Source organism: Bacillus sp. SA1-12, from assembly GCF_000981385.1.
Lineage (GTDB): Bacteria > Bacillota > Bacilli > Bacillales > Bacillaceae > Metabacillus.
This window is the reverse complement of record NZ_LATZ01000131.1, coordinates 158905-185202: the sequence shown is the minus strand read 5'-3', so window position 1 is coordinate 185202 and position 26298 is coordinate 158905. Positions and strand designations below refer to the sequence as shown.

23 protein-coding genes are annotated in these 26298 nt (G+C 37.9%); 15 read left to right on the top strand and 8 right to left on the bottom strand.

The window, feature by feature from the left end; genetic code table 11:
- The first annotated feature begins 422 nt into the window (after positions 1 to 422).
- The 13 genes from WQ54_RS28265 (at position 423) to WQ54_RS28205 (ending at position 16727) form a co-directional block, all read left to right on the top strand.
- Positions 423 to 1907 (top strand): sugar ABC transporter ATP-binding protein, encoded by a 1485-nt coding sequence (locus WQ54_RS28265; RefSeq protein WP_046589775.1) that lies wholly within the window; start codon positions 423 to 425, stop codon positions 1905 to 1907.
- 2 nt (positions 1908 to 1909) lie between these two features.
- Positions 1910 to 2911 (top strand): ABC transporter permease, encoded by a 1002-nt coding sequence (locus WQ54_RS28260; RefSeq protein ID WP_046589665.1) that lies wholly within the window; start codon positions 1910 to 1912, stop codon positions 2909 to 2911.
- 451 nt (positions 2912 to 3362) lie between these two features.
- Positions 3363 to 4184, top strand: coding sequence for a basic amino acid ABC transporter substrate-binding protein (locus WQ54_RS28255; RefSeq protein WP_046589663.1), 822 nt, complete (start codon positions 3363 to 3365; stop codon positions 4182 to 4184).
- Between the two features lie 458 nt (positions 4185 to 4642).
- The gene (locus WQ54_RS28250) at positions 4643 to 5299 is read left to right on the top strand and encodes an amino acid ABC transporter permease (protein WP_046589659.1); all 657 of its coding nucleotides are present in this window, start codon (positions 4643 to 4645) and stop codon (positions 5297 to 5299) included.
- Positions 5296 to 6018: an amino acid ABC transporter ATP-binding protein gene (locus tag WQ54_RS28245; protein ID WP_046589657.1), complete on the top strand. Its 723-nt coding sequence runs from the start codon at positions 5296 to 5298 to the stop codon at positions 6016 to 6018. Before WQ54_RS28250 ends, WQ54_RS28245 begins: the two co-directional genes overlap by 4 nt.
- Before the next feature lie 222 nt (positions 6019 to 6240).
- The gene (locus WQ54_RS28240; protein WP_046589656.1) at positions 6241 to 7602 is read left to right on the top strand and encodes an aspartate kinase; all 1362 of its coding nucleotides are present in this window, start codon (positions 6241 to 6243) and stop codon (positions 7600 to 7602) included.
- A gap of 325 nt (positions 7603 to 7927) precedes the next feature.
- A complete protein-coding gene (locus WQ54_RS28235; RefSeq protein ID WP_046589654.1) occupies positions 7928 to 8962 on the top strand; it encodes a LacI family DNA-binding transcriptional regulator in 1035 nt (344 codons plus the stop codon).
- A 134-nt stretch (positions 8963 to 9096) separates the two neighbouring features.
- On the top strand, positions 9097 to 10521 hold the full coding sequence (locus WQ54_RS28230) for a sucrose-specific PTS transporter subunit IIBC (RefSeq protein ID WP_046589652.1): 1425 nt from the start codon (positions 9097 to 9099) through the stop codon (positions 10519 to 10521).
- Between the two features lie 235 nt (positions 10522 to 10756).
- On the top strand, positions 10757 to 12220 hold the full coding sequence (locus tag WQ54_RS28225) for a sucrose-6-phosphate hydrolase (protein WP_046589650.1): 1464 nt from the start codon (positions 10757 to 10759) through the stop codon (positions 12218 to 12220).
- Positions 12221 to 12238: 18 nt separating this feature from the next.
- Positions 12239 to 13222, top strand: a complete 984-nt coding sequence (locus WQ54_RS28220) for a carbohydrate kinase (RefSeq protein WP_046589648.1) — start codon at positions 12239 to 12241, stop codon at positions 13220 to 13222.
- Between the two features lie 535 nt (positions 13223 to 13757).
- Positions 13758 to 14438, top strand: a complete 681-nt coding sequence (locus WQ54_RS28215) for a Na-translocating system protein MpsC family protein (RefSeq protein ID WP_046589646.1) — start codon at positions 13758 to 13760, stop codon at positions 14436 to 14438.
- A gap of 290 nt (positions 14439 to 14728) precedes the next feature.
- Positions 14729 to 15415, top strand: coding sequence for a Na-translocating system protein MpsC family protein (locus WQ54_RS28210; protein WP_046589644.1), 687 nt, complete (start codon positions 14729 to 14731; stop codon positions 15413 to 15415).
- Between the two features lie 136 nt (positions 15416 to 15551).
- A complete protein-coding gene (locus WQ54_RS28205; RefSeq protein WP_052738021.1) occupies positions 15552 to 16727 on the top strand; it encodes an ATP-binding protein in 1176 nt (391 codons plus the stop codon).
- Between the two features lie 224 nt (positions 16728 to 16951).
- Here WQ54_RS28205 and WQ54_RS35375 read toward each other — a convergent pair whose 3' ends face one another.
- Together WQ54_RS35375 and WQ54_RS28200 are read right to left on the bottom strand one after the other, a co-directional pair.
- Positions 16952 to 17086 carry a hypothetical protein gene (locus WQ54_RS35375; protein WP_269431599.1) on the bottom strand — a complete coding sequence of 45 codons (135 nt, stop codon included), beginning with the start codon at positions 17084 to 17086 and terminating at the stop codon, positions 16952 to 16954.
- 14 nt (positions 17087 to 17100) lie between these two features.
- The gene (locus WQ54_RS28200; RefSeq protein WP_046589642.1) at positions 17101 to 17325 is read right to left on the bottom strand and encodes a hypothetical protein; all 225 of its coding nucleotides are present in this window, start codon (positions 17323 to 17325) and stop codon (positions 17101 to 17103) included.
- Positions 17326 to 17489: 164 nt separating this feature from the next.
- Here WQ54_RS28200 and WQ54_RS28195 point away from each other — a divergent pair, with 164 nt between their 5' ends.
- Complete coding sequence (locus tag WQ54_RS28195; protein ID WP_046589641.1) at positions 17490 to 18083, top strand: CBO0543 family protein; 594 nt, start codon at positions 17490 to 17492, stop codon at positions 18081 to 18083.
- A 48-nt stretch (positions 18084 to 18131) separates the two neighbouring features.
- Here the strand turns inward: WQ54_RS28195 and WQ54_RS28190 are convergent, their stop codons facing one another.
- The 5 genes from WQ54_RS28190 to WQ54_RS28170 all read right to left on the bottom strand — a co-directional run bounded on the left by WQ54_RS28190 (position 18132) and on the right by WQ54_RS28170 (position 24681).
- On the bottom strand, positions 18132 to 19322 hold the full coding sequence (locus tag WQ54_RS28190; protein ID WP_046589640.1) for a 3D domain-containing protein: 1191 nt from the start codon (positions 19320 to 19322) through the stop codon (positions 18132 to 18134).
- 99 nt (positions 19323 to 19421) lie between these two features.
- Positions 19422 to 20660 (bottom strand): MFS transporter, encoded by a 1239-nt coding sequence (locus WQ54_RS28185; protein WP_046589638.1) that lies wholly within the window; start codon positions 20658 to 20660, stop codon positions 19422 to 19424.
- Between the two features lie 168 nt (positions 20661 to 20828).
- On the bottom strand, positions 20829 to 21902 hold the full coding sequence (locus WQ54_RS28180) for an ABC transporter ATP-binding protein (RefSeq protein WP_046589634.1): 1074 nt from the start codon (positions 21900 to 21902) through the stop codon (positions 20829 to 20831).
- Positions 21877 to 23616 carry an iron ABC transporter permease gene (locus WQ54_RS28175; protein WP_046589632.1) on the bottom strand — a complete coding sequence of 580 codons (1740 nt, stop codon included), beginning with the start codon at positions 23614 to 23616 and terminating at the stop codon, positions 21877 to 21879. Before WQ54_RS28175 ends, WQ54_RS28180 begins: the two co-directional genes overlap by 26 nt.
- Before the next feature lie 21 nt (positions 23617 to 23637).
- Positions 23638 to 24681 carry an ABC transporter substrate-binding protein gene (locus WQ54_RS28170; RefSeq protein ID WP_046589631.1) on the bottom strand — a complete coding sequence of 348 codons (1044 nt, stop codon included), beginning with the start codon at positions 24679 to 24681 and terminating at the stop codon, positions 23638 to 23640.
- Between the two features lie 198 nt (positions 24682 to 24879).
- On the opposite strand from WQ54_RS28170, the gene WQ54_RS34035 reads away from it, so the two are divergent.
- The gene (locus tag WQ54_RS34035; protein ID WP_156178212.1) at positions 24880 to 25029 is read left to right on the top strand and encodes a hypothetical protein; all 150 of its coding nucleotides are present in this window, start codon (positions 24880 to 24882) and stop codon (positions 25027 to 25029) included.
- A 44-nt stretch (positions 25030 to 25073) separates the two neighbouring features.
- On the opposite strand, the gene WQ54_RS28165 is transcribed toward WQ54_RS34035, so the two are convergent.
- Complete coding sequence (locus tag WQ54_RS28165) at positions 25074 to 26261, bottom strand: chromate transporter (RefSeq protein ID WP_046589629.1); 1188 nt, start codon at positions 26259 to 26261, stop codon at positions 25074 to 25076.
- Positions 26262 to 26298 lie beyond the last annotated feature (37 nt).

Sequence of the window (26298 nt, the reverse complement as noted above, 5' to 3'; positions counted from 1 at the left end):
GTATTTATTTCTTCATATAACAAAAGGGTCTAACCTCCAAACAAACACTAATATACGGAGCTTCCTGCTAGATTAGGCTCTCAATATATGTTTGGGGGTTAACCCTTTTTTAAAAGGTGAAAAAGAGGAAAATTCTTGTCTGGTTCTGAAGCACAGGACGTGCAAGTGCAGTCATGGGAATGAGGAAGCATTTTTGACTGCCATCGTCTAGTTCTTTAAGGCGCTTGCGGTTTTCTTAGTGATTTAGGAGACTATAAGACATCCAGCTCCAGCGCCTAGCCCCTCGAGGTCATAAGCCAAATTGGAAATGAAGGAAAAGAACGCCTTCTATTCCAATTCGTCTTATGTTTTTCGGGGCTGTTCGAGGCGCTTACGCTTTTGAAAGGGAGGAGGAAAGCAAATTGAATCAATCAATCTTAGAAATGAAGGATATCTCAATTGAATTTCCAGGTGTGAAGGCACTGGATTCTGTAAATTTTATGATGAAAGCTGGTACAGCCCATGCCCTAATCGGAGCAAATGGAGCTGGGAAGTCTACTTTAATGAAGGTATTATCAGGCGCATATGCCCATTACACAGGATGCATCATTATAGATGGTAAAAAGACTGAGATCAGAACACCAAAGGATGCACAGGAGAATGGCATTCAAATTGTTCATCAAGAGGTTGATACAGCCCTTATCCCTTATTTGACAGTTGGGGAAAACATCATGCTGACAAGAACGGTTAATGATATGGGAAAAAAGCAATTTATAAAATGGGCAGAGATTCATAAACAAGCAGCAACTATTTTAAAAAGCTTAAATATCCGTGTATCTACAAAAAAATTAGTTAGTGAACTGTCATTGGCTGAAAAACAAATGGTGCTAATCGCCAGGACGGTTTCAACAGATTGCAAGTTTCTTATTTTAGATGAACCAACAGCACCCCTTAGCCATTCAGAAACAAAAGAACTATTTCGCATTGTTCGGGAGCTAAAAGATAAGAATGTAGGGATTATCTTTATTTCCCATCGCCTCCCAGAAATTTTTGAAATCTGTGATGAAATGACGATTATGAGGAACGGGAAGCTAGTATCACATGAGTTTGTTGCTCAACTTACACCAAATAAAGTTGTAGAGTTAATGTTAGGAAGAGAGCTTCAAGAACAATTCCCACAGAAGTCTGTTCAAGTAGGAGGCGTGCTATTTGAGGTCAATGCACTTTGCGATGCCGGTAAGCTAAGAGATATATCCATGACTGTCCACAAGGGTGAAATTGTAGGGATTGCTGGATTAGTTGGAGCTGGAAAAACAGAATTATGCAAAGCATTATTTGGAGAATCAAGGATAAAGACAGGTATAGTTAAGCTTGATGGAAAGGTGCTTTCATTAACAGATCCATATCAAGCAGTGAAGCAAGGAATTGCCTTAGTGCCTGAGGAAAGAAGAAAAGAAGGGATTCTTGTAAAAGAATCTGTGGCCACGAACTTAACATCAGCTAATTTAGGTGCCTTTACAAAGGCGTTTAGTTTCTTAAACAGAAAAGCAGAGAAACAGAAGGCGTTAGAACTGATTGACAGTCTTGGGATAAAAACTCCTTCAGAGGAAGCAATTGTTCAAAATCTTTCGGGGGGAAATCAACAAAAAATTGCGATCGGTAAATGGCTAATTGCTGATGCTGATGTTTATATCTTTGATGAGCCGACAAAGGGAGTCGACGTTGGCGCTAAAAAAGATATCTTTGAATTGATCAGCGGTTTGGCGAGAAGAGGAAAAGCAATCATTTATGCATCCTCCGAGCTTGCGGAGATTATTGGAATTACAAATCGAGTTTATGTTTTATACGACGGTCAAGTTGTTAAGGAAGTAGAAACAAATGTAACGAACGAAGAAGAACTATTAATTTATTCAACAGGAGGCAAATAGGGATGAAGCAGTCAAATCCTGTACATGCAAATATTCCGTCAAAAAGGCCATTTGATCTCTTTCAATTTTTATATAGGTATGGAACGATCTTAACGATCTTTATTCTTATTATTGTATTTGCCTTATCAAATCCAACGTTTATCCAAGGCAATAATCTTATAAATATCTTACGCTCCATTTCAATTGTAACCATTATCGCGATTGGTATTACGATATCGTTATCAGTCAACGGATTTGATCTTTCAGTTGGATCTGTGGCATCCTTATCAAATGCGATTGTTATATCAATGTTTGTCTGGTTTTCTCAAAACACGTTTATAGCGATCCTTTCTGCAGTAGCGGCATCATTGATAGTAGGTGCATTAAACTCTTTTATCATTGTAAAATTAAAAGTTCCTGATATGCTGCTCACGTTAGCAACAATGTTTATCGTACAAGGCATTGCCCTCACATACACAAGAGGGGCAACCATTTCACAGAATATGGTTATGCCTGATGGAACATTTTCAACAGGACTTATCAGCCCTGCTTTTGAAAAAATCGGACAGGTCCCATGGATCATCATCATTATGGTCATTGTGGTTGCGGTTGTTCATATTTTTCTTACCTATACAAAGCATGGACGATATATGTATGTTATTGGGGGGAATATAGAAGCAGCAAGGCTGTCAGGGATTCCTGTTAATAAATATAAAGTAGCGGCTTATCTATTATCTGGATTGTTTGCTGCAATAGGAGGCATTGTATTAGCTTCCCGGGTTATGACGGCAGAAATTAATGCAGGAGCACCATATTTAATGGATGCTGTTGCAGCAGCATTTATTGGATTTTCAGTGCTTGGAGCAGGGAAGCCAAATGCATTTGGCACATTTATAGGTGCTGTATTGATAGGAATCCTCCAAAATGGACTTGTCATGATGTCGGTTCCTTACTATGCAATGGATATTGTAAAAGGTACCGTTCTAGCATTTGCACTTGCTCTTACTTACTATAAACAAAAATAAGAATAAGGCTGTCTCAAATGGTTTTTATCCTTCCTGAGGCAGCCTCATTCTTTTATTGTGATGTAAATATACAGAACGAAAGTGCATAAATATAACGAATTTTATAAGTTGAGATTCATAATTTAAAAAGGTAATTCTTGTCATTGTATCTTACAAATTGGTTGACAGATTTTTGTAAAAACATAAAATATAAGGAAAAATGGGGTTTGTTATTAAATAAATTGAAAATAAATTCTATTCTAATAAAAGTTTTTTATACATACTATTGTATTTAAATACATATACTGATATACTTCATACATGCATATCTTATATCTATAAAAGAGAAAAAGGTAGTCATAGTTTAAAAATGTTTATATGCTTTTTTATTTGGATAAATAATTATATGGCTACATAGCAACTTGAGTTTTCTGAATTATCTTATTATAGGGGGATTAAGGGGGAATTAAAGATGAAAAAAGGGATATTTTCTTTAATAATGGCTATTGCCATGATGATGGTTTTAGCTGCTTGTGGAACAAGCCAGGAGACTTCTGGAGGGGAATCAGATGATACTGGAAAAGCTAAGGAAAAACTTAGAGTTGTAACAGAAGCCAATTATGCACCTTTTGAATATCAGGACAAGGGTGAAGTAGTTGGATTCGATATTGATTTTATCAATGCTGTTGCAAAAGAGGCCGGCTATGAAGTAGAAGTAGTAAACGTTGGCTGGGACCCATTATTCGTTGAAGTAAAAGATAAGATTGCAGACATTGGCTTATCTGCGATAACCATAAACGATGATCGCAAGCAAACATATGATTTTTCGGTACCATATTTCCTATCAACAAATAAAATTTTAGTCCCTGAGGGCAGTGACATAAAATCTGCTGAAGACTTAAAGGGTAAAGTCATTGCAGTACAAACAGGTACAACAGGTCAAGAAGCAGTTGATAGTATAGTAGGAAAAAATAATCCTGATGTTAAAAAGTTTGAGAATAATAACTTAGCTATTATGGAGTTAAATAGCGGCGGTGCAGAAGCTGTAGTTGCAGATAATACGGTTGTTGAAGAATATGTGAAAAATAATCCAGATAAAAAGTTAAAGGTGGTAGAAGATGCCGATAGTTTTGCTGCTGAATACTACGGATTAATGTTTCCTAAAGACAGTGAATTAAAGGCAGAGTTTGATGAGGCCATTAACAAAATATTAGACAACGGGAAATATACTGAAATTTATAATGAATGGTTCGGTTCTGATCCGGATGTTGAAAACTTAAAGGCACAACAGTAAAGTGAGACTTCATTCAGTTGAGGGGTAACCCAACTGAAAGGTAGTGAAACTTATCGGATCATTACGGGCAGTTATCACTACCTTCTTTGAAATTTTATGAAATCAGAATCTAAAAGGTGCTGGCCTTACTGCCCGTTATGATGGGATAAAGTGAGACTTCATTCAGTTGAGGGGTAACCCAACTGAAAGGTAGTGAAATTTATCAGATCGTTACGGGCAGTCTTATTACAACCCGTTATGAGAGGGAAATGGGAAAATGATTGCGTATCATCTTAGAAAAGGTGCTGCGCAATTTTTTAGGAGAAAAGAAAGTATAACTTTTTATACTTAATTTTGGTGTCTAGCTCTACCGCCTAGCCACTTAGGAATTGAAGACAAAAAACGTCTTCTATTCTTGAGCGTCTTATTTGCCTGAGGCTAGTCAAGGTGCTTGCGCTTTTCTTATGGGGGATAGGAAGATGGATTTTCGCTTTGATATTATTATTGAATATGCTCCGTTTTTAATAAAAGGGATGCTGCTAACAATTGGCTTATCACTCGCGGGGATAATCCTCGGCATGATTCTCGGGCTAGGAATCGGGCTTGGGAAAATGATGCAGAATAAATGGTTGGCACTTCCCTTTAATTGGTATATTACGTTCTTTCGCGGAACGCCGTTATTTGTACAAATATTGATAGTTCATTTTGGTGTAGTGCCCCTATTTACAGGTGAAACAAATGGAATAGCAGCCGGAATTATTGCACTTTCCTTAAATGCTGCTGCTTATATTGCCGAAATTTTTCGAGGGGGCATTCAATCGATTGATCGCGGGCAAATGGAAGCAGCGCGCTCACTGGGTATGAATCATTTTCAAGCAATGAGGTATGTTATTTTGCCTCAAGCCATAAAAAGAATGATTCCTCCGTTTGGCAATGAGTTCATTGTTTTAATAAAGGATTCCTCTTTAGTATCTGTTGTTGCGGCTCCAGAGATTATGTATTGGGGCCGTGCGATGTCAAGTCAATACTATCGTGTATGGGAACCATACTTAACGGTTGCATTGATTTATTTAATCCTTACACTATCGCTTAGCTTCCTGCTGAATCTACTTGAAAGAAGGCTGAAGACAGAATGATAACTGTTCAACGATTAAAAAAATCATTTGGTTCAAACGAAGTATTAAAGGATATCAATGTACAAATTAAGCCGCAAGAGGTTGTGGTGGTAATTGGACCATCAGGCTCGGGTAAATCAACATTTTTACGCTGTTTGAATTTGCTAGAATCGATAACAGGCGGTCAGGTTACATTGAATGGCAGCGATCTGACAGATAAGAAGACAGATATTAATAAGATCCGTGAAGAAGTCGGGATGGTGTTTCAGCAATTCAATTTGTTCCCGCATAAAACAGTCCTTGAAAATATTACATTAGCTCCTATAAAAGTAAAAAAAATAAGTGCAAAGCAAGCAAAAGAAAAAGGAATGATGCTTTTAAAAAAGGTTGGCCTGGAGGAAAAGGCACATGCCTATCCTAGCTCATTATCCGGGGGACAAAAACAGCGGGTTGCAATAGCAAGGGCATTAGCGATGGAGCCAAAAATCATGTTATTTGACGAACCTACGTCAGCTTTAGATCCTGAAATGGTCGGTGAAGTTTTAGAGGTAATGAAGCAGCTGGCCAAGGAAGGTATGACAATGGTAGTTGTCACGCATGAAATGGGTTTTGCAAAAGAAGTTGGAGACCGCGTAATTTTTATGGATGGTGGATATATTATAGAGGAAAATGAACCGAAACAGCTATTTGACCAACCGCAGCATGAAAGAACGAAAGCTTTCTTAAGCAAGGTATTATAACAGATCGTTTACTTACTATTTTTTAGTAAATTGAGTATAGGCTATAGAAGATGGGAGACTGCAGGGTTAGTCTCCTTCTTATTTGGCAAAAATCACATCGTTTGTCCTCTCTATAAAAACAATTGTTTTTATAGAAAAGAAAACTCTTGATTATTTACTAAAAACAAGCGATAATAAAAACTAAAATTTGACTGAAAATTATAAATAGTAGGAGATGTGGACATGAAGGTCGTAAAGTTTGGCGGTTCCTCCTTAGCCTCAGGAGAACAGCTTAAAAAAGTATTGGAAATCGTAGTTTCAGACCCAGAAAGAAAGGCTGTCGTTGTCTCTGCTCCAGGGAAACGTTATTCTGATGATATTAAAGTAACGGACTTGCTTATAGAATGTGCGGAAAAGCATTTAGCAAATGAATCTGCTGAAGATGTGTTTGACACAATCATTGAACGATATGCCAGCATTGCCAGAGAATTAGAGATTTCTTCAGATATTGTTGAAACTATTTCAAAGGATTTAAAAGATCTTTTAAATGGAGATAAAAGCAAACCGGAAAGTTTTTTAGATGCAGTTAAAGCAAGCGGCGAGGATAATAACGCAAAGCTGATTGCCGCTTACTTCCAGCATAGCGGTGTGGATGCACAATATGTCAGTCCAAAGGAAGCAGGCCTATTAGTATCAGACGAGCCTGGAAATGCACAAGTATTGCCAGAGTCATATGAAAATTTGTATAGGTTGCGTGATCGTTCAGGAATTATTGTATTCCCCGGATTTTTTGGCTATAGCAAAAGCGGAGAGGTTTTAACGTTCTCAAGAAGCGGATCAGACATTACAGGCTCCATCCTAGCAAACGGAATGAAAGCTGATCTATATGAAAACTTTACAGATGTTGATGCCGTTTACTCAGTAAATCCTAATATTGTGGAAAACCCAAAGGAAATTAAGGAATTAACATATCGTGAAATGCGTGAGTTATCTTATGCAGGCTTTTCTGTATTCCATGATGAGGCGTTAATCCCTGCATTCCGTGCCGGTATCCCTGTGAATGTAAAGAATACCAACAATCCATCGGCACCAGGTACAAGAATTGTTAATGAGCGGGCAAATACAAATGGACCGGTCATAGGAATCGCTAGTGATAAAGGTTTCTGCAGCATTTATGTCAGTAAATATTTGATGAACAGGGAAATCGGCTTTGGTCGTAAGCTCCTGCAAATCCTTGAGGATTACGGTTTAACTTATGAGCATGTTCCATCTGGTATTGATGATGTAACTGTTATCTTACGACAAAATCAAATGGATAAAGAGATTGAAGAAAAGATAACCGACCGAATTATGACTGAATTACAAGCAGATGAGGTCATTATCGAACACAATCTTGCTTTGATCATGGTTGTTGGGGAAGGTATGCGCCATAATGTAGGTACTACAGCACGTGCTTCTAAAGCACTTGCAAATGCCGGGGTAAATATCGAAATGATCAACCAAGGCTCTTCAGAGGTAAGTATGATGTTTGGCGTAAAAGAGCCGCAAGAAAACAGCGCTGTACAAGCATTATATAATGAATTCTTTGTTGCAGTACTTGTTTAAGCTTCTAGTGGTTATTTAGATAAAGACGTATCAGAAAAGGGTCTGATCAACAAAAGTAAGATAAAACCTTTTAATCTTACTTTTGGAGATTGACCCTTTCTTAAGGATTAAGAACTATCAAATCTCTGTACTTTGGATAAGTGTCCACAATCAAGACCCAGCGCCTAGCCCCTTTATGGTCTAGCTAAAATGAAATTGAAGGCAAAAAACGCTTTCTATTTTATTCTGGCTTATTTGCCCTAGGGTGTTCAAGGCACTTGCGCTTTTTTTCTTGAAATAAGTTATTTACATCGGCCAATTTTTACAAAATGAGTTATTCTGCCAAATGTTTTCGTGTATACTTCTTGGTAACGAGCAAAATAACGGAGTTGTGAAGAAAATGACAATAGCGGAAATAGCAAAACTTGCAGGCGTTGCCAAAAGTACCGTATCAAGATATTTAAACGGCGGTTCGGTGGGAGAAATAACAAAATTAAAAATAGAACGTGTCATTAAAGAAACAGGCTATATTCCAAATACTTTTGCACGAAGCTTGAAAGCCAAAAAGACGAATATTATCGGTACGATTGTTCCTAGGCTTAATTCGTATGCAACATCACAGACATTAATCGGAATTGATGAAGAGCTGCGCGATCAAAACTACCAGCTATTAATATCCAATACAAGTCAAAACTTAGAACGCGAGATTGAAAGTATATATAGTTTAGCCAATCAAAAAATAGCAGGAATCATCTTGCTAGCTACACAAATAACCGGCGAACATTTAGAGGCATTCCAAAAAATAGATGTTCCGGTATTATTAGTTGGACAGCAGCATGAGCATTGCTATAGCTTAATTCATAATGATGAAGCAGCAGGCTTTGAAATAGGCCGATATGTCCTTAATCAAGGACATCGAAAAATTGCTTATCTCGGCGTAACGGAAAAGGATATCGCGGTTGGAGTCAAACGAAAGCTCGGCTTTCAAAAAGCTGTTCAGGAAGCAAAAGATTGCGAGGTCAATTATTTTGAAACAAGCTTCAATTTGAAAGAAGCCATTAGGATGGTTCCCGATATCTTAGCGGCCTATAACCCTTCAATATTTGTTTGTGCAACCGATAATATTGCATTAGGTGTATTAAAAGCAGCACAGATGGAGGGTTTACAAATCCCGGGAGATGTTTCCATTACTGGATTTGGCGGCTATGAGATAACAGAGATTATTCATCCTGGCATTACAACTGCTAAATTTTTCTATCAGGAAGCAGGGGTCCTTGCAGCGAAAAAATTAATAAAATTAGTGAATGGGGATGAGGTTGAAAAAGTAACAGTTTCAAATTTCGACATCATTCTACGAAATAGTGTTGACAAACTTTCATAATAAAAATATAATTTAGTTGAAACCGGTTCCACATCGGTTTTCGTTTTAATGCGAAACGGAACTGGTTCCTATTAATTTTTTTTGACACTTGATGGAACCGGTTCCGATTAAATACTTGTAAAGGGTGATAACAAATGAATTATCCGCAAATTTCAAAGGAGATTTTAGAAGCAATCGGCGGGAAAGAGAATGTTTCTGCTGCCGCACACTGTGCAACAAGACTGCGGCTCGTTTTACATGATGAAGAAAAGGTCGATCAAGCGAAATTAGATGAGATGGATATTGTAAAGGGTACATTTTCAACAGGAGGACAATATCAAATCATTTTAGGATCAGGTATCGTAAACAATGTTTATAAAGAGCTTTCCACATTGACAGGCTTAGGGGATATGTCAACAAAAGAGGTAAACAGTGCTGGTTCAAAGAAAATGAATCCGCTTCAGCGATTTGTAAAAATGCTTTCTGATATTTTTGTTCCGATCATCCCGGCAATTGTTGCTGGCGGTTTATTAATGGGAATTAATAACCTATTAACGGCACAAGACTTATTTATTGATGGGATGTCACTAGTTGAAGCGAATCCTGGCATGGCGGATTTGGCTGCCCTCATTAATACGTTTGCAAATGCCGCATTTGTCTTTTTACCTATTTTAATCGGGTTTTCCGCAACACAACGATTCGGCGGCAATCCTTATTTAGGAGCAACATTAGGAATGCTAATGGTTCATCCAGATTTATTAAATGGATGGGGCTATGGTGAAGCTCTGACAAATGGCGAAATACCATATTGGAATATCTTTGGTTTTGAGATCGCAAAAATTGGTTATCAAGGCACGGTCTTGCCTGTACTGGTTGCTTCATTCATATTGGCAAAAATAGAAACAAATTTAAGAAAGATTACACCATCATCATTGGATAACTTATTAACACCGCTTTTATCTATTTTTATTACTGGGATATTAACCTTTACATTTGTAGGTCCTATTACCAGAACGGCAGGAAATCTATTATCTGATGGACTTATTTGGTTATATGATACAACTGGCTTTATTGGTGCAGCTATATTCGGTTTCGCATATGGACCGATCGTAATAACTGGTATGCATCATAGCTTCATAGCTGTTGAAACACAATTGCTTGCCGATCTTGCCAAAACAGGAGGTTCGTTCATATTTCCAGTTGCTGCCATGTCAAACGTTGCACAAGGGGCAGCAACACTTGCTGTACTGTTAATTGCCCGTGATGCAAAGGTAAAAGGTGTAGCATCGGCAGCAGGTATTTCTGCCTTATTAGGAATTACAGAGCCGGCAATGTTTGGTGTTAATTTAAAACTTCGTTACCCATTTATCGGTGCAATTATTGGTGCAGCGGTAGCATCAGGCTTTCTGGCACTGTTTCATGTTAAGGCAATTGCATTAGGTGCAGCAGGTCTTCCTGGTATTATCTCAATTAAACCAGGATCCATTACTATTTATGTGATAGGCATGCTCATTTCTTGTGCGGTTGCGTTTATCGCGACATTCATTTTAGGAAAAAGGGCAGCAACAAAACAGGCCTAGTAAGATGGGGGAATCATTGTGATTCTCCTCTCTTACTTTTTCCTATTTTTTAGGAGAATTCGGGGAGAGAAGTGGGGATACCTCACGTAAAAGATCTGACAGGATATTAGGTTATGACGGTTTAAATGTAGTAAGTCTTAGTATAACTACCGGTAAGAGATAGAGAAAGCCGCTACTAAAGAAGTCTCGCTTCATAAAGAGACAAATATGTAAATGTTAAGGAGAACGATTTATCATGGAATGGACGAAAGAGATGAGGTATCGCCGACTCGAAGATGTAAGTACAGAAATGCTGGAAACAATCAAAAACAATGTGAATAGCTGTCAGTGGAGGCAAAGCTACCATATTCAACCGCCAACCGGCCTATTAAATGATCCAAATGGATTTTCTTATTTTAACGGTGAATATCATTTGTTTTATCAATGGTTTCCACTTGGACCTGTTCATGGTTTAAAATATTGGTATCATACAAAATCAAAGGACTTGGTTCATTGGGAGAATGCAGGGATTGCAATTAAGCCTGATCATGAATATGACAGTCATGGAGCTTATTCTGGCAGTGCCATTGTCCATCATGATCAGTTATATTTAATGTATACAGGAAATACCCGAAATGAGCAATGGGAACGCCATCCCTATCAGGTAATGGCTGTGATGAATAAGAATGGTGAAATGATCAAGCCAAAGGAACCTGTTATAGCTGATGTCCCAACTGGTTATACAGACCATTTCAGAGACCCGAAGCTATGGAAATCAGGTGATGCTTTTTACGCCGTAATTGGCGCTCAAAGGGAAAATAAGACAGGCTGTGCCGTATTATATAAGTCTATGAATCTAACAGACTGGACATTTCTTGGTGAAATGAAAACAAATTTACCTCAGTTCGGATATATGTGGGAATGTCCTGATTACTTTGAATTAGATGGTCATGGTGTGTTTGTTTTTTCACCGCAAGGACTTGAGCCTGAAGGGGATTACTATCAAAATATCTATCAATCTGGTTACTTAATTGGACAAAAACTGGATCCAGATACTCTGTCTTTCTCTCACGGTCATTTCAATGAGCTTGATCGTGGCTTTGATTTTTATGCACCACAAACAACCTTAGCGAATGACGGACGTCGGCTTTTAGTAGGCTGGATGGGTCTTCCTGAGCTTGAATATCCAACAGATAAGCATGATTGGGCACATTGCTTAACCTTGCCAAGAGAGTTAAAGGTCGAAAACGGCAAACTAATACAGCAGCCTGTGCAGGAACTTGCAGCACTACGGAAGAATAAGAGTGTATGGAAAGGACCAATTTCCAATGAAACCCTTCATGTTTTTAATGGAGTTTCTTTTGAGCTGATTTGTGAGTTTGCCGAAAACAGCTCAGAAGAATTGGGGATCGAGTTCCGTGCAAAAGATGATGAAAAAACGATCGTTAAGTATGATAAAAGGCAGAGAAAAATTGTGTTAGACAGAAGTATGTCTGGACAACCTGCCGGGGAGTCATTTGGAACGAAAAGGCAATGCTCAGTAAGAGATGGAAATATCAAGTTTCACTTATTTGTTGATACATCCTCTGTTGAAATTTTTGTAAATGATGGTGAGGAGGTTTTCACAAGCAGAATTTTCCCTAAACAAACAAGCGATGAAATTCGCTTTTTTGCGAATGAAGGCAGTGTAAGCTTGATCGCGGAGAAATGGGAGATATAAAAGAAGAGGAGAATGGATATGGCAGAATTATTTTCGATTGGTGAAGTGTTAATTGACTTTATTCCAGAGCAAAAGGGAAAAGCGTTAAAGGATGTTGTTTCATTTGAAAAAGCACCAGGAGGAGCACCTGCTAACGTTGCAGCAGCGGTTGCAAAGGCAGGAGCGAGGGCATCTATGATTACGAAGCTTGGTACAGATGCATTTGGTGATTTTCTCGTTGAAACACTAAACGAGGTAGGTGTGAATACAGATCGGGTATTAAGAACAGATGAAGCAAATACAGCATTGGCTTTTGTATCTTTAAAAGAAGATGGGGAACGAGATTTTTCTTTTTATCGAAATCCTTCTGCAGATCTGCTGTTAAATGAAGCAGAGATTGATGAGAACTGGTTTGGAGAAGGGGATATTCTTCATTTTTGTTCGGTTGATCTTGTAGAAAGTCCCATGAAGCAAGCACATGTGAAAGCAATCCGTTCGGCTAAGGAAAAAGGTGCAATCATTAGCTTTGATCCTAATGTACGTCTGCCATTATGGCCCAACCCTCAAGAGTGCCGACAAACCATTCTTCAATTTTTACCTGAGGCACATCTTGTGAAAATTTCTGATGAGGAATTAGAATTTATTACGGGAATTTCAGATGAAAAGGAAGCGATCAACTCTTTATTTGTGGGCGATGTAAAAGCTGTGATTTTTACGAGAGGTGCTGAGGGTGCTGATCTGTATGTTGGCGGAGAGTGCTACTGTTCAGCAGGCTACCAAGTAACTGTTCAAGATACGACAGGTGCTGGTGATGCATTTATCGGCGGCTTCTTATATAAGCTTTTAGAAAAGAAAGCTACTTTGCCTCAATTAATCAACATCTTGAAGGAGGAACATCAAGATATCTTATCCTATGCAAATGCAAGCGGCGCTTTAACAACAACAGGGAAAGGGGCCATTTCTGCATTACCGACGAAGGAAAGTATTCATGAATTGATTTTGGAGCAAGTGATCAATAAATAGGTGTTTTATTTGATAGGAAAAGGGGTAAAAGGGTAATAAAAAATATTAGGCTTTAGAACATTTGATTACCCGATAATAATTTCAATAAATGATAATTGTTTTAAATAACAGGATATGATAGAATAATGTCGATTAATGTCTAGCTGTCATTAATTATTCTTTTGTATTTCACTTATTTAATTACTTACTTTCAATACATCTAATTATTAAAATTAATTATTACTTTGGTAAATGGAAGAATTACTAAAAATAAGTCTTTCCGTGGCCTAACTTCATCTTGAGGTTAGGCCATTTTTGTCTTTTGTTAGAAGTTTGGATTAGCTTTTTAATAAGGTAGAAAGGATAAATTTTTAACATAGTTTTTGTTTATCCTAGGCTGTCAAAGCGCCTGCGCTTTTCTTATACTTTCAGAAAGTATAAAAAATTTATGAATGATACTATAAGCAAATTAAGGCTTTCGCCATTAAGACTTGGCGACAAGCCAAGTTTTTCTAATGTTCTTGTCGTGAATGGATTGGGGGGGAAGTTATAAAGTATGATCAAAACGAGAGATAATCATGAAGATTTAACGTATATAAATAGCTATATTAGTAAGGTTTTGAAAAGAAATTTTGGCAAAGGACCAGCAACATGTTATACATCAATTAGTGAAGATAAAATGTTTATTTATATTAAACAATTTATGACTCCAGCAGAGGAGGTATTAATAAGAAATGAAAAAACGTATTTAGTAAACAAGGCAAGGTCAGTAATCTTAGAAACGATTTTTACTGAAATAAAAGAAGAAATACATAATGTATTAGGCATTAGCTATCATCGCATTTATCATGATTGGAATTTTAACGATAATACCGGCTTAATTATACTCGAAGCGGCTAATGCTTTTACCATAACAGGGTTATCCTCCAATAAAGACAGTGTTTCACATACAATTCAAAAAATATGCGCTGAAATCCATAAGATTCCTGAAAAAATAAGCATGACTAAATCGTCATCATCTATTGTGAACATTGAATATACAGGGTTCATGTCCCAAATCGAACAAATTTTATATAGGAAAGGCTATGATGAACTATTATTTGAGTGGACGATGGAAATAAAGCATACATACGGGCAAAATAAACGTTTGATTGAAAGTAGACTCGATACAGCCATTAAAGATATTTTTGTCATTTTTGATTTTGAGCATGACAGATGTACCCTTGTTCTTATGTAAATAAAAATAATTTAAGTCCAAGCAATGCACTGTATGAAGCTTGGCTTTTTTCTCTGACCAAACTTAAATAAGTCTCCTTTTTCAGATGATTATAAACTATTCCAAAACAAGACATACTAAAAAAGCTTGAATTGAATGTTTAACCATTTTAAAAAGGAGACCGAAAAATCAACTTTAGTCAGAATAGGAGTAAGATTGCTTTACTGTAAATCTGTTCCTATGATACCATATACTTGGTTGATGCTTTATAGGCATTGATTATTCGGTTCCGTATTGAAAGAAGTGTTTCGATGCCAATACAGGAGCAATTAAATTATATTAGCGGGTATACAAGTAAATTATTAAGAAAAAAGTTCGGAAGAGGGCCACAATCTTGTCAGTCCATAGCGAATAAATGGCATCTGGTGATTGTTATCAGAGGTTTTCTATCTCCTATGGAAGAGGTTCTTTTAAGCAAAGGGCAAAACAATTTAATTGACTTGACGAGAACAACCATTATTTCCTCGGTACTGGAAGAGCTAAAAGGTGTCATTCAAGTAACCCTGGAAGCTGAAATCGAAGGCTGCTACCATGATTGGAATCTTTCAACGAATTCAGGACTTCTGATGTTTACTTTAAACAATCCAGTCGTTGACATGAATGAGGTGATTCAGCTGGATGCTAACGGAATTAAAGCTGAGGTTTCACGTGTTAGCTCACTCGTTCAAAAAGTTCCAGAACACATAGAACTTTATCCGTTATCAAGTCAAATATTCCTTGTTGAGAGGAAAGGTATCCTCATCCCAATTGAACGTGCTCTCATAATGAAAGGCTTCATTCAAGAGCTCAGAATGACAAAAGATGAGCTTGAGAAAAGGTATTTTTATAATGAAGGCAAATTCGAGGAATTGTTTAACATAAACATCAAGGAAATTTTTATTGATTGGAATTTAAAGGATGATAGATCTTTAATGGCATTCATAATAGATAATAGGTAAATGCAGTGGAAAATCATTTTTTAGATGATGAAAGTCACGTATGGCCTAACTTCTCTTACATGAGAGGTTAGGCCATTTTTTATATTGAATGAAAAAGGCTTCAGAAGAAAAGGAATTAGTATTAGGGAGGTATTGGATGAAGTTTAGAAATTTACTCCAGCGTAGAGACATGCTAACCATTATGGCAGGTTTCTTACTTGGACTCATAGGAATACTCAGTATTCTCATTGAGCTACATGACTTTTTCATCATGTTTATCGTCATCATCATGATTTTGCAGATGTTACTGTTATTGAAAAATAGTAAAAAGGCTGATCAAGCTAAAAAGAACCAAGATCTATCGATTGAGGAAATTCCTCTTCCTGTCATGATAACTGTAGGAGAGAGGATCCAAGAGTTAAATATGTCAGCTGTTCAAGTAATAGGTAAAGTCGATAAGCAAGAGGTGATTGGAAAATCAGTCTTTGAGTTTATCACATATCATGGAAATGGCCAAGTTCCATTCAATTTTAGAGGGAAATTAACAAGGGAAAACGGGCTCACACTGGATGTAGAGCTGTTCTGCAGCAGCATAGGAACCTCTCAAACTGATAAGAAGAAATGTTATGTTATTACGGATATAAGTGGGCTGATAGAAAATGAAAAAAAACTTCAGCATTCCGAGCAGCTCTCTGTAATAGGTGAACTGGCTGCAGGTATCGCCCATGAAATTAGAAATCCATTAACAAGCTTGAAAGGTTTTTTACAATTGTCTTCAAACAGTGAAAAAAATCGAGAAGTGTATAATTCGATTATGCTTTCTGAAATCAATCGAATTAACTTAATCGTAGGGGAGCTTCTGCTTTTATCAAAGCCAAAGGAAATGGTTTTTCGCCCTATTCATCTTTTATCCTTAATTAAAACAGTTGTCACAATCTTAGGTACCCAAGCCATTTTATTTAATATTGAAATTATGATAGAAGCAGATAACGAAGTAAATGAGTTAAACATTAATTGTGAGGAAAATAAACTAAAGCAAGTGTTTATCAACCTTCTAAAAAATGGGATTGAAGCAATGGAAAAGGAAGGGAAGATGGTAATCAAAATAAAAAAGGTAAAAGGATACGTACAGCTTACTTTTATTGATGAGGGAAAAGGCATTTCAAAAGAAGAATTGGAACAATTAGGTAAGCGATTTTACTCGACAAAGGAAAATGGAACAGGATTAGGATTAATGATTAGCTATAATATTATTGAAAATCATAAAGGGAAAATGAAAATAACAAGTGAAAAAGGAAAAGGGACGGAAATTGAAATTATTCTACCGATTTAATACAAATAGAAAGGAGACTGGCGCAATTTTTAAACGAGAGAGTGCCAGTCTATTTTTTTATTTTATGTTCCAGCGTAAGTGAAGAGGGTGGAAGTGGTTATTGGCGATTTTTCGACTTAATCAGCTATTTTTCAAATATATCGGCGAAAAATTAATTATGTCGTGATCTCTAAATTTAATCAGCCACTTCCTGATAAAAACATTCTCCTAAAAAAGACTCTGACTTAAAAAATATCATTCGGACGATTATTCATTTTCTTTTTATATCTACTTTCCCTGTTCAAGCGCATTTTGGAAGAGCGGATACTTTTAGCAGGCAGGTTGTTATTAGGTGCTGCTTGTTCATTCCAATCAGACATTGTGGTCACCTTCCTTATTCTTCAATCTTATTTCCTCTCATTAGCCTCTCGAATTGTGCCATTGAAGGATCTGGTTTGAATTGATAATGAAACGGATTCTTCTCTTGAGTGAATTCAGGATCTGCATTCATTTCGATCCCGATCTTTGACCCGGCAGAAGCTAATGGATCGTTAATGATTGACTCTTTTTCTCCGTCAGGATGTGGAGTTACTTGGGAATGCTGGTCTCTTCTATCCACGTTATCAGCTCCATTTCATTGGTTATGTTTATTTTTAAGATAACTGATTTGACGAGGAATATTCTTATTCTTTATAAAAGAAAGATGGAAATGACATGCAATTATTATTTGAATAGGATTCTTGATAAAAGGTAAAAGTAAAAAAAATAGTACGGGGTGAGTAAATGAAGTCCACCATTCCACCAGAACAAATGGAACAATTTGAAGAATTAAAGCAAACTCAAAAAAAGCTTGCTGAACAATGGATTGATTATTGGAGAGAATATTCTTCATTTGATACATGGCAATTTTGGTTTAATGCGGCAATGATTGTTCTGCCTTTGATTATCCTTTATTTCACGATTGATCGAAAAAGAATCTTTCTCCTGGGTTTTTATGGATTTAATATTCATGTTTGGGGAGCGTATTTGGATGCATTAGTAACCAGGTATAATTATATAGGATATCCTTACAAGGCTATCCCTTTTTTGCCTTTTAATGTGAGTATCGATACCTCATTTGCACCAGTACTGTTTATCTTAATTTATCAATGGACGTTAGAAAAGAAAAAAAATTTCTATCTCTATACTTTGTTTTTAATTTGTTTTCTTGCATTCCTCTTTAGACCCTTGTCTGTTGCACACAATCTTTTTCTGCTGGGCAAAGGTGCAAATTATGTTCATTTATTTTTTGGATATATTGTTATCGTACTCATTTCTAAAGGAATAACGAACCTGTTCCTTTACATGAAGAATCACCCTATAGCATTTCATAAATAAAAGGATAGATCAAAACAGAAATCACCTGGATTAATCTATCCTTTTAACTTAATCTAAAATAATAATTTTTACCGTTTTTCTTCCCCATTGCCTTGCATGCGCGCTTGAAGGCATTAGTACATCAATCTTATGGCCAATTATGGCGCCGCCAGTATCACCGGCAACCGCAACCCCATAGCCTTCAACCCACACTTTTGAACCGAGCGGGATAACACCAGGATCAACTGCAATGAGCTTCATATTTGGATTCTTTTTAATATTATATCCCAAATAGGTAAGATCACTTGCTGTATCCTCATGACTATATGCAGTTGCTGTTACATACATTTCTTTTCTAGAATTAGACGGTTCTTCTTTTTTTGTAACTGTTTTTGAAGCTGTTTTTGAAGGACGAGGTGGTGCAACAGCAGGTTGAGCAACAGCTTTTTCCTTTTCTTTTTCTTTTGCTTTAGCAAGCTCAACGGCTCTGGCTTTTGCCGCAGCCTCTTCTTCTTTAATTTTTGTTTGGATCGAATTTATTTGTAATTGGATATTATTTTTCTCTTGTTCGGCAACGCTTATTTCAGATGCCAGCTTTGTGAATTTACCTTGCATGGCAATTAAGGCTTGATTTCGTTTTGCGCGATTTTCTTCAAGCGTTGCTCTTTTTGCTTCTAGTTCAGCCTGCTGACTAATGAGGAGCTGTTCTTGTTTGTCGATTTCCTTTTTATCTACCTCTATTTGCTTTAAATCAGCTTCTTGTTGATCTAGTATTTTTTGATCTGCACCTAATAGTGTTGCAACAGCGCCAATCCGTTCAAAGAAATTTCCAAGATTTTCTGAGTTTACGAGTGTTTCAATTACAATTGTTGTATGATCGCTGTGTTGAAGGGCAACTAACCGTTTTTCCATAATTCCTTCACGCGCATATACCTTGTCCTGTAAAAGTACAATCTCTTCCTTTTTTTGCTGAATGATCTGTTGGATTTCTTCAATTTTGCCTTCTACCTCTGCTAAGCCTTGTTGATTTTGAGTGATTTCACTCTCTAAGGCTTGTACATTCTCTTGAAGGCCGCTGATTTCTTCTTGAACCGCTTGCTGTTCTTTTTCCTTTTGAAGAATGGTTTGTTGACTCTGCTTCAGCTGTTCTTCAGCACTATGTAAAGTGTCTTTAGTAGATTCTGCGTTTGCCACATAGGAAATAGGTAATGATAATAGAAGGATACCAAGTGTGGCAAGTGTTCGCTTTATAGCTCGCATAATGCAACCCCTTTCTGTCTTTATAGTTATAACATAGAAAGGGGGTCTCGTAGGTTACAATTAGATTAAAAATTCCGGTAATTTCTTCCTATAATTCTATCATTTGGCCTTTTGCCATTCTTTTAGCATTTGATCCGTAGGTAGAAGGTATGCTAGAATTCCAAGTAATGGAAGTGCGGCGACACTTATCATCGTTGGGGTTAATCCAACATGGTCAATCATTGCACCTAATGCAATCGAGCCAATTGCCCCCATTCCGAACGCAAGCCCAACAGTTAAACCTGACATGGTGCCAATTTTACCAGGAACGAGTTCCTGTGCATAAACTACCGTTACAGAAAAACTAGACATTAAAATGAGACCAATCAGTGCCAAGACTATTAATGAAAGAGTTGCTCCGACAAAAGGCAATGCTAAAGTAAGCGGGGCTGTAGCTAATAATGAAACGATAATGACATTTCGTTTGCCGAACTTATCAGCTAATGGTCCGCCGAAAAATGTTCCAATTGCCCCCATTACTAAAAAGATAAAAATGTATACTTGTGATCCTGCTATCGTTAAATGGTATTTTTCAATGGCATAAAAAGTATAAAAATTTGAAATGGCACTCACATACCAAGAACGGGCAAAAATAAGGAATATAATGATGAAAATGGCGTTACGGACTGCTTTCGTTACGGACGAATTGGTTTGAGTGGCTTTAGGTAATACCTTAACAGGCTTTATATCTGCTAATCTGCCAGAATACCAATTTGCAATATATATTAAAAAGACGATGGCAAGAGCAGCAACAACCGTAAACCAGATAGCTCCGAATTGACCGAGTGGAACAAGGATTAATGCAGTAATGATCGGGGCAAGCGCCTGCCCGCTATTACCGCCAACCTGATAGATGGATTGTGCTAAGCCTCGGCGTTCTCCAGCTGCCAAATAGGCAACCCGCGAGCCTTCAGGATGAAAAACAGCTGAGCCTAGCCCAATTAAAATGACGGATAGAAGGATAGTGAAAAATGATGGTGCAAATGCCAATCCAAATACTCCAAGCATGCTGCACGTTAAACCAATCGGAAGAACAAATGGCATCGGGCGCTTATCTGTAAAAAGGCCAACCACCGGCTGAAGAACAGATGAAACCATATTAAGCGCAAATCCAATAAAGCCGAGCTGTGTAAATGTTAGTCCCATTGAGTTTTCTAAAATCGGAAACATGGCAGGAATGACAGATTGAATACTGTCATTTAGCAGATGGCAAAGACCAATGATAAATAAAATGTTGTAAACAGTTCCTGTATCGGTAGGCAGGGATGCAGGTTGTTTTGGAAGTGAAGCAGTTGACATCGTGTATTCTTCTCCCTCTTATCAGATAATTGTTTCGAAAATCGAAATATTCTAATAGTCATATTATTGTCATGAACTGGGAAAAATTCAAGAAGAATTTTTAGTCACTGTAGGTTAAAAAGCTTGTAAACCACGCTAAATAAGTCTGGCGGGCATACAAGCTTTTCATTAAATCGGTAGTAATGGCTGTGAATGAATGGTTTGTTTTAAATGAATATAGACCTGATCACCAGTATAATAAGGCTCCTTTTGGGAATCCTCGTGAATAGCTATCAGATCTGAACCCGTATCAACCAAATAATGAATTTCCTTCCCTTGAAATTGGATATTGGCAATGGTTCCTGAAATTCCATCTTTTTGTTGTGATAAGCCGAATTGTTCTGGTCTAATCGGGCAAAGATTTTTTGCTCTTAAACCAGGTGAGGCCTCTACACCAGTCCAATACGTTTGGATGGAATTAGAATTTGGATTAAATGTCTGTTCATCGATCCATTGGCCATGAATGAGATTTGCCTTCCCGACAAATTTGGCGACAAATTCGGTTTCAGGCTTATAATAAATGTCTCTTGGACTTCCTGTTTGCTGAATTTTGCCGTTATTCATGACAACAATTCGGTCTGCCATCGCAAGGGCTTCATCTTGATCATGAGTGACATAAATAATTGTGGCGCCTGTCATTCGATGGAGGCTTTGTATTTCCCTGCGCATCTCCATTCTTAATTCTGCATCTAAGCTGCTTAAGGGCTCATCCATTAACAACAGCGCCGGCTTAGCGGCAATCGCTCTTGCTAAAGCCACCCGCTGCTTTTGACCCCCAGATAATTCATACGGCATTCTTTTTGAAAAGGCATGGAGCTCAACAATATGTAAAACCTCTTCGACTCTTTTTTCCATATTTGCTTTTAGATCATCAGCTAAAAAACGATGATGAAGGAGCGGGAACCGGATATGCTCTGCCACATTCATGTGCGGCCACAAGGCAAAAGATTGAAATACCATCCCAATATTGCGTCTTTCTGGCGGGATTGATTCATTTTTTTTACCTACACATTCTCCGCCGATACAAATCTGTCCCGATGAAGGTGAATCAAAGCCTGCCAATAACTTAAGCAATGTTGTTTTTCCACAGCCGGAAGGTCCGAGGATCGCAATGAATTCACCATCTTTAATGGATAAATCGATTGAACTCAAGGCTTCTGTTTTCCCGAAATTTTTACTAACTTTTGTAATTTCTGTTGCCATTTAGAAACACCCTTCTTTCCCAAATCTTTTGCATAAGGAAAATACCCATAAACCCGATAAAAATTAATAAAACAATAATCGTCGAAAAAGCAGTAGAGTGGGTTGTATAGCCAGCCTGTTCGAAATTAAAAATTACGAGACCGATTGTTTCTGTACCGCTTGACCATAAAAGGGATGATACAGTCAATTCAGTTAAAGCGGTTAAAAAGACTAAAAAGGCGCCGCTTATTAGTCCTGGCAAGATTAGTGGTATTAAAATCTTCCGCCATTTTTTATAGGCAGAGGCGCCGCTTGTCCTTGCTGCATCCTCCATGGAAACATCTACTTGCATGAGAGAGGTTGCACTTCCCCGAATTTGCAAGATAAGAAATCGGGTAAAATAGGCGATATATAAGATCCAGATTGATCCATAAATCCCTGGATTCCAGCCTGGGAGGGGCTCTAACCATGTGAAGATCATGGCCAGCGCCATCACCGTTCCTGGGAGAGCAAAGGGGATGCCGACGATAACTTCCATGGTTTTATTGAAAAAGGAAGGTTTTCTCACCCGTAAGTAGGCAATGAATGTACCAATAACTAAGCCGAATACTGTTGTAATGAATGCAAGTTTTAGGCTGTTTAGAATCGCTTCTTGTGTTTTTGAACTTGAGAATAGAATAAATTCATAATGTTTTAAACTCAGATTTTGTAAAGTAAAATCTAAGCCATAGGCCTTGACTAGAGAGGTCGATGCCATAGAGAGAAGTGGAATTAGGCTTGTTACAATTAAGAACATCCACAAAGCCATTTCAACCAGTAACCGTGCTTTTTTGGCTAAAAAGATTCGAGGGTCTTTGTCCTCTCTTGCTGTTTCAAATTGCTTTGTACGTTTTAGCAGCATCCATTGAATCGACGTCCCGATAATCGCGATCATTCCCAAAATAACCGAAAGTGTGGCTCCTTTTGCAAAGGCAGAAGGACCAAACCCAATAATTTGTTCATAAATATAGGTGCTTAAGACTCGAATATTTGCTGAAATGCCTAAAAATGCTGGAATTCCAAAGTTATCAAGGCTGGCAAGAAAGGCCAGCAATCCACCGCTTGCGATCCCTGGCAGTGCCAATGGCATTGTGACCTTTAAAAAGGCAGTGAATGAAGAACCACCAGAGACCTTAGCAGCCATCTCAAGCTCTCTAGGGATTTTTCTGAGAACACCTACTGTTAACAAATAAACTAAAGGATAATGAGAAAATCCCATGACAATAATAATTCCTGTTAGGCTATATAGATTAATAGGTTCGAGGCCGCCTGGAAGTTTGTTCAATATGTAGGCTACTGGACCGTTAACACCCAAAAATTGAGTCCAAGCCAATGTTGTAATATAGGATGGAATCACAAAGGGTAAAAAGATCAAAACCTGAAGCAGATGTTTATGCCGAATATTGGTATAAGCAACCAGCCATGCTGTGAATACACCGAGAATAACGGCAATAATGGTAGAGCCGGTTACGATAAGAAGGGTATGATAGATTGTTTTCCATGTAACAGGGTTTTGTAAAACCTCGATATAGTGGTTAAAGCTTAAGCCATTTTCAGAGGAAAAGCTTAAATATAATAATTTAACAACCGGGATGAAAAAGAATAAGATAATAAAGATAAATCCAAGTATGTAAAAGAAAGAAAGGGAACGCTGCTTAAGAAGCGAGTTCCCTGAATTTGTTACGGATGAAACCATTTATTGACGCCTCATTTCTGCTTATTGATCTCCAAACAAGCTGCTGAATTCTTCTTTGTCTTTCTCACGAGCTTGATATAACTCAGATAGTTCAGCATCTAACACCTTCATCTCGTCAATTGTTTTAAGACCTTCTGGTGCCTCTATCCCTTTTCGGATTGGAGTGTAGCCAATCTCTGCTGCAAGCTGCTGTCCTTCTTCAGAAAGAACGAAGTCTACAAAAGCTGTTGCTGCAGCTTCATTGTCAGTATTTTTCATTATGGCAATTGGTTCGGTAATCACAGGCACACCTTCTTTTGGATAAATAAGATCGATTGGCGACCCCTCCGCTTTTGCACGGGCGATGATGAAATCAACCACCATGCCATAGGATTTTTCTCCAGCAGCGACGGCCTGTTGGACAGCACCGTTTCCTTCAGTGATCATGACATTATTTTCCTTTAACTGCTCATAAAACTCCCAATTGAATCCATTGTTTCTAGTAAATACACCTAAATTATAGGCTGCAGCACCTGAATATAAAGGACTTGGCATAATGCTCTGACCGCTTGCTTCTTTAGAAGTTAATGCACTCCATGAGTCCGGTAAATCTTTAACCTTTTCTGTGTTAACTGCTAAGATCGTTGCCATTACCTTTGTACCTGAATACATACCATCTTTATCGATAAAGTTTTCAGGGATCTCACTTGCTTCTTTCGATTGATAGGATAATAGAAGATCCTGACTCTTTAAACTCTCAAACGTTACCGAATCAGCTACTAATAAAACATCAGCTTGTACATCGCCAGCTTGATGTTCAGCTTGAATTTTGCTTATAACCTCTTCAGTTCCTGAACGGAAAATCTCGACATTTACGTCTGGGTATTTTTCTATAAAAGCATCTACAAGCTTTTGTGCATCTTCATCAGGTTGTGAAGTGTAGAAGGAAAGATCTCCTTCAATGCCTGTTTGCTCGTTACCTTTATTTTCATCAGATGATGTACCTGTTGTTTCTGATTGTGCACCACAAGCTGATAAAAGTACGAGCATCATCAGAAAGCCCAACGTTTTTTTGATCGTTTGCATAATTTCTATCCTCCTATGTATAAAAAAATGATGGGAATACTTAAATAAAATCTATTAAATACTAGTCTATTGATCCTTTATTAAGGCAGGTTTAATGATAAGTAGTTATTTTGTAAAATCTCTGTAAATGAAGGGTTTAAGAGGATGAAAGATTAGGTGTTCAGGCGAAGGAAAACCGTTCAGGAGGAGAATTCGGCGTTGGGAGAAGGAAATCAGCGTACGGGAGGGGAATTCGGCGTTCAGGAGAAAGAAATCAGCGTTCAGGAGGGGAATTGGCATTCAGAAAAGCAAGAAATTAGAGGTTTTCTAAAAAAAAGGGTCAAACTCCACAAACTCAATATAGGATAAATCCATATAGAGCTTTTGCTTTGGTCAGACCCTAAATAAACAATTTATAGAAAAGATAGGAGATGGCCGCCGATTGCGCCTGTCACAACAATGATCCAAGGTGGAAGCTTCCAAAAAGCAAGCATGCTGAATAAAATTGCGGCAAAGGCAAAATCAATCGGCTCCATAATTGAGCTGGTCCAGATTGGCTGATAAAAAGCAGCAGTTAAAATCCCGACAACCGCTGCGTTCACACCTATTAACGCTCCTTTTATCACAGGGTTGCTTCGCAAGGCGTTCCAAAAAGGGAGCGTACCCAAAATCAGCAGAAATGCCGGTAGGAAAATCGCAAATGCAGCCAATAATCCCCCTTGCCAGCCGCTAATCACTGCGCCAATATAAGCAGCAAACGTAAATAATGGACCAGGAACTGCTTGGGCTGCTCCATATCCAGCAAGGAAGGCCTCTTCGCTCAGCCAGCCGGTTGGAACAAATTCTCTTTCAAGTAAAGGAAGAACAACATGTCCCCCGCCAAATACTAATGAACCAGAGCGATAGAAGCTATCAAACATGGCAATCCAGCTTAGTGATGTGACCTTACTCAAAATTGGCAAAAGAAATAATAATCCAAAAAATAGCCCTAAACAAATAATCGCAAACCGGCGAGAAACTGGGAAGTTTAACGGAGTAGAATCATCATCCTTCTGCTGCTTATAAAGAAGAAAACCTATGAAGCCGGCTAGTAAAATAACAGCAATTTGTGTGTAAGCTGTTTGCCATAGAAGGGTACCTGCAAGTGCAAATAAAGCAATTGCTTTTCGTTTAAGGTCTGGGGTTAATTTTTGTGCCATCCCTAAAATGGCATGGGCAACGACAGCAACGGCAACGATTTTTAAACCATGGACCCAACCGACATCACCGATCTTTAAGTTTTGAAGGATGAGGGCAAAAATGATAAGTGCTGCAACAGAAGGGAGGGTAAATCCAATAAATGATGTAATTCCTCCTAATACACCTGCACGCATAACACCAATTCCAATCCCAACCTGGCTGCTGGCAGGACCGGGAAGAAATTGACACAATGCGACTAAATCTGCATAACTTTTCTCGTCCATCCATTTCCTTCTGCGGATATATTCCTCATGAAAATAGCCTAAGTGTGCGATAGGACCTCCAAATGAAGTCAAACCAAGCTTAGTGGAAACGACGAGGATTTCTAAAAGTGACTTGAAGCGTATCGTATTTTTGTTCATGATAACCTCCTTTTATTCTTAAATCTCATTTAGAGAG

Coding starts and splice junctions, on each gene's coding strand:
- WQ54_RS28250 (WP_046589659.1), top strand. CDS start 4,643: ATGGATTTTCGCTTTGATATTATTATTGAATATGCTCCGTTTTTAATA.
- WQ54_RS28175 (WP_046589632.1), bottom strand. CDS start 23,616: ATGGTTTCATCCGTAACAAATTCAGGGAACTCGCTTCTTAAGCAGCGT.
- WQ54_RS28215 (WP_046589646.1), top strand. CDS start 13,758: ATGATCAAAACGAGAGATAATCATGAAGATTTAACGTATATAAATAGC.
- WQ54_RS28185 (WP_046589638.1), bottom strand. CDS start 20,660: ATGTCAACTGCTTCACTTCCAAAACAACCTGCATCCCTGCCTACCGAT.
- WQ54_RS28260 (WP_046589665.1), top strand. CDS start 1,910: ATGAAGCAGTCAAATCCTGTACATGCAAATATTCCGTCAAAAAGGCCA.
- WQ54_RS28165 (WP_046589629.1), bottom strand. CDS start 26,261: ATGAACAAAAATACGATACGCTTCAAGTCACTTTTAGAAATCCTCGTC.
- WQ54_RS28180 (WP_046589634.1), bottom strand. CDS start 21,902: ATGGCAACAGAAATTACAAAAGTTAGTAAAAATTTCGGGAAAACAGAA.
- WQ54_RS28170 (WP_046589631.1), bottom strand. CDS start 24,681: ATGCAAACGATCAAAAAAACGTTGGGCTTTCTGATGATGCTCGTACTT.
- WQ54_RS28230 (WP_046589652.1), top strand. CDS start 9,097: ATGAATTATCCGCAAATTTCAAAGGAGATTTTAGAAGCAATCGGCGGG.
- WQ54_RS28205 (WP_052738021.1), top strand. CDS start 15,552: ATGAAGTTTAGAAATTTACTCCAGCGTAGAGACATGCTAACCATTATG.
- WQ54_RS28245 (WP_046589657.1), top strand. CDS start 5,296: ATGATAACTGTTCAACGATTAAAAAAATCATTTGGTTCAAACGAAGTA.
- WQ54_RS28225 (WP_046589650.1), top strand. CDS start 10,757: ATGGAATGGACGAAAGAGATGAGGTATCGCCGACTCGAAGATGTAAGT.
- WQ54_RS28220 (WP_046589648.1), top strand. CDS start 12,239: ATGGCAGAATTATTTTCGATTGGTGAAGTGTTAATTGACTTTATTCCA.
- WQ54_RS28240 (WP_046589656.1), top strand. CDS start 6,241: ATGAAGGTCGTAAAGTTTGGCGGTTCCTCCTTAGCCTCAGGAGAACAG.
- WQ54_RS28255 (WP_046589663.1), top strand. CDS start 3,363: ATGAAAAAAGGGATATTTTCTTTAATAATGGCTATTGCCATGATGATG.
- WQ54_RS28190 (WP_046589640.1), bottom strand. CDS start 19,322: ATGCGAGCTATAAAGCGAACACTTGCCACACTTGGTATCCTTCTATTA.
- WQ54_RS28210 (WP_046589644.1), top strand. CDS start 14,729: ATGCCAATACAGGAGCAATTAAATTATATTAGCGGGTATACAAGTAAA.
- WQ54_RS35375 (WP_269431599.1), bottom strand. CDS start 17,086: ATGTCTGATTGGAATGAACAAGCAGCACCTAATAACAACCTGCCTGCT.
- WQ54_RS28195 (WP_046589641.1), top strand. CDS start 17,490: ATGAAGTCCACCATTCCACCAGAACAAATGGAACAATTTGAAGAATTA.
- WQ54_RS28265 (WP_046589775.1), top strand. CDS start 423: ATGAAGGATATCTCAATTGAATTTCCAGGTGTGAAGGCACTGGATTCT.
- WQ54_RS28235 (WP_046589654.1), top strand. CDS start 7,928: ATGTTTTCGTGTATACTTCTTGGTAACGAGCAAAATAACGGAGTTGTG.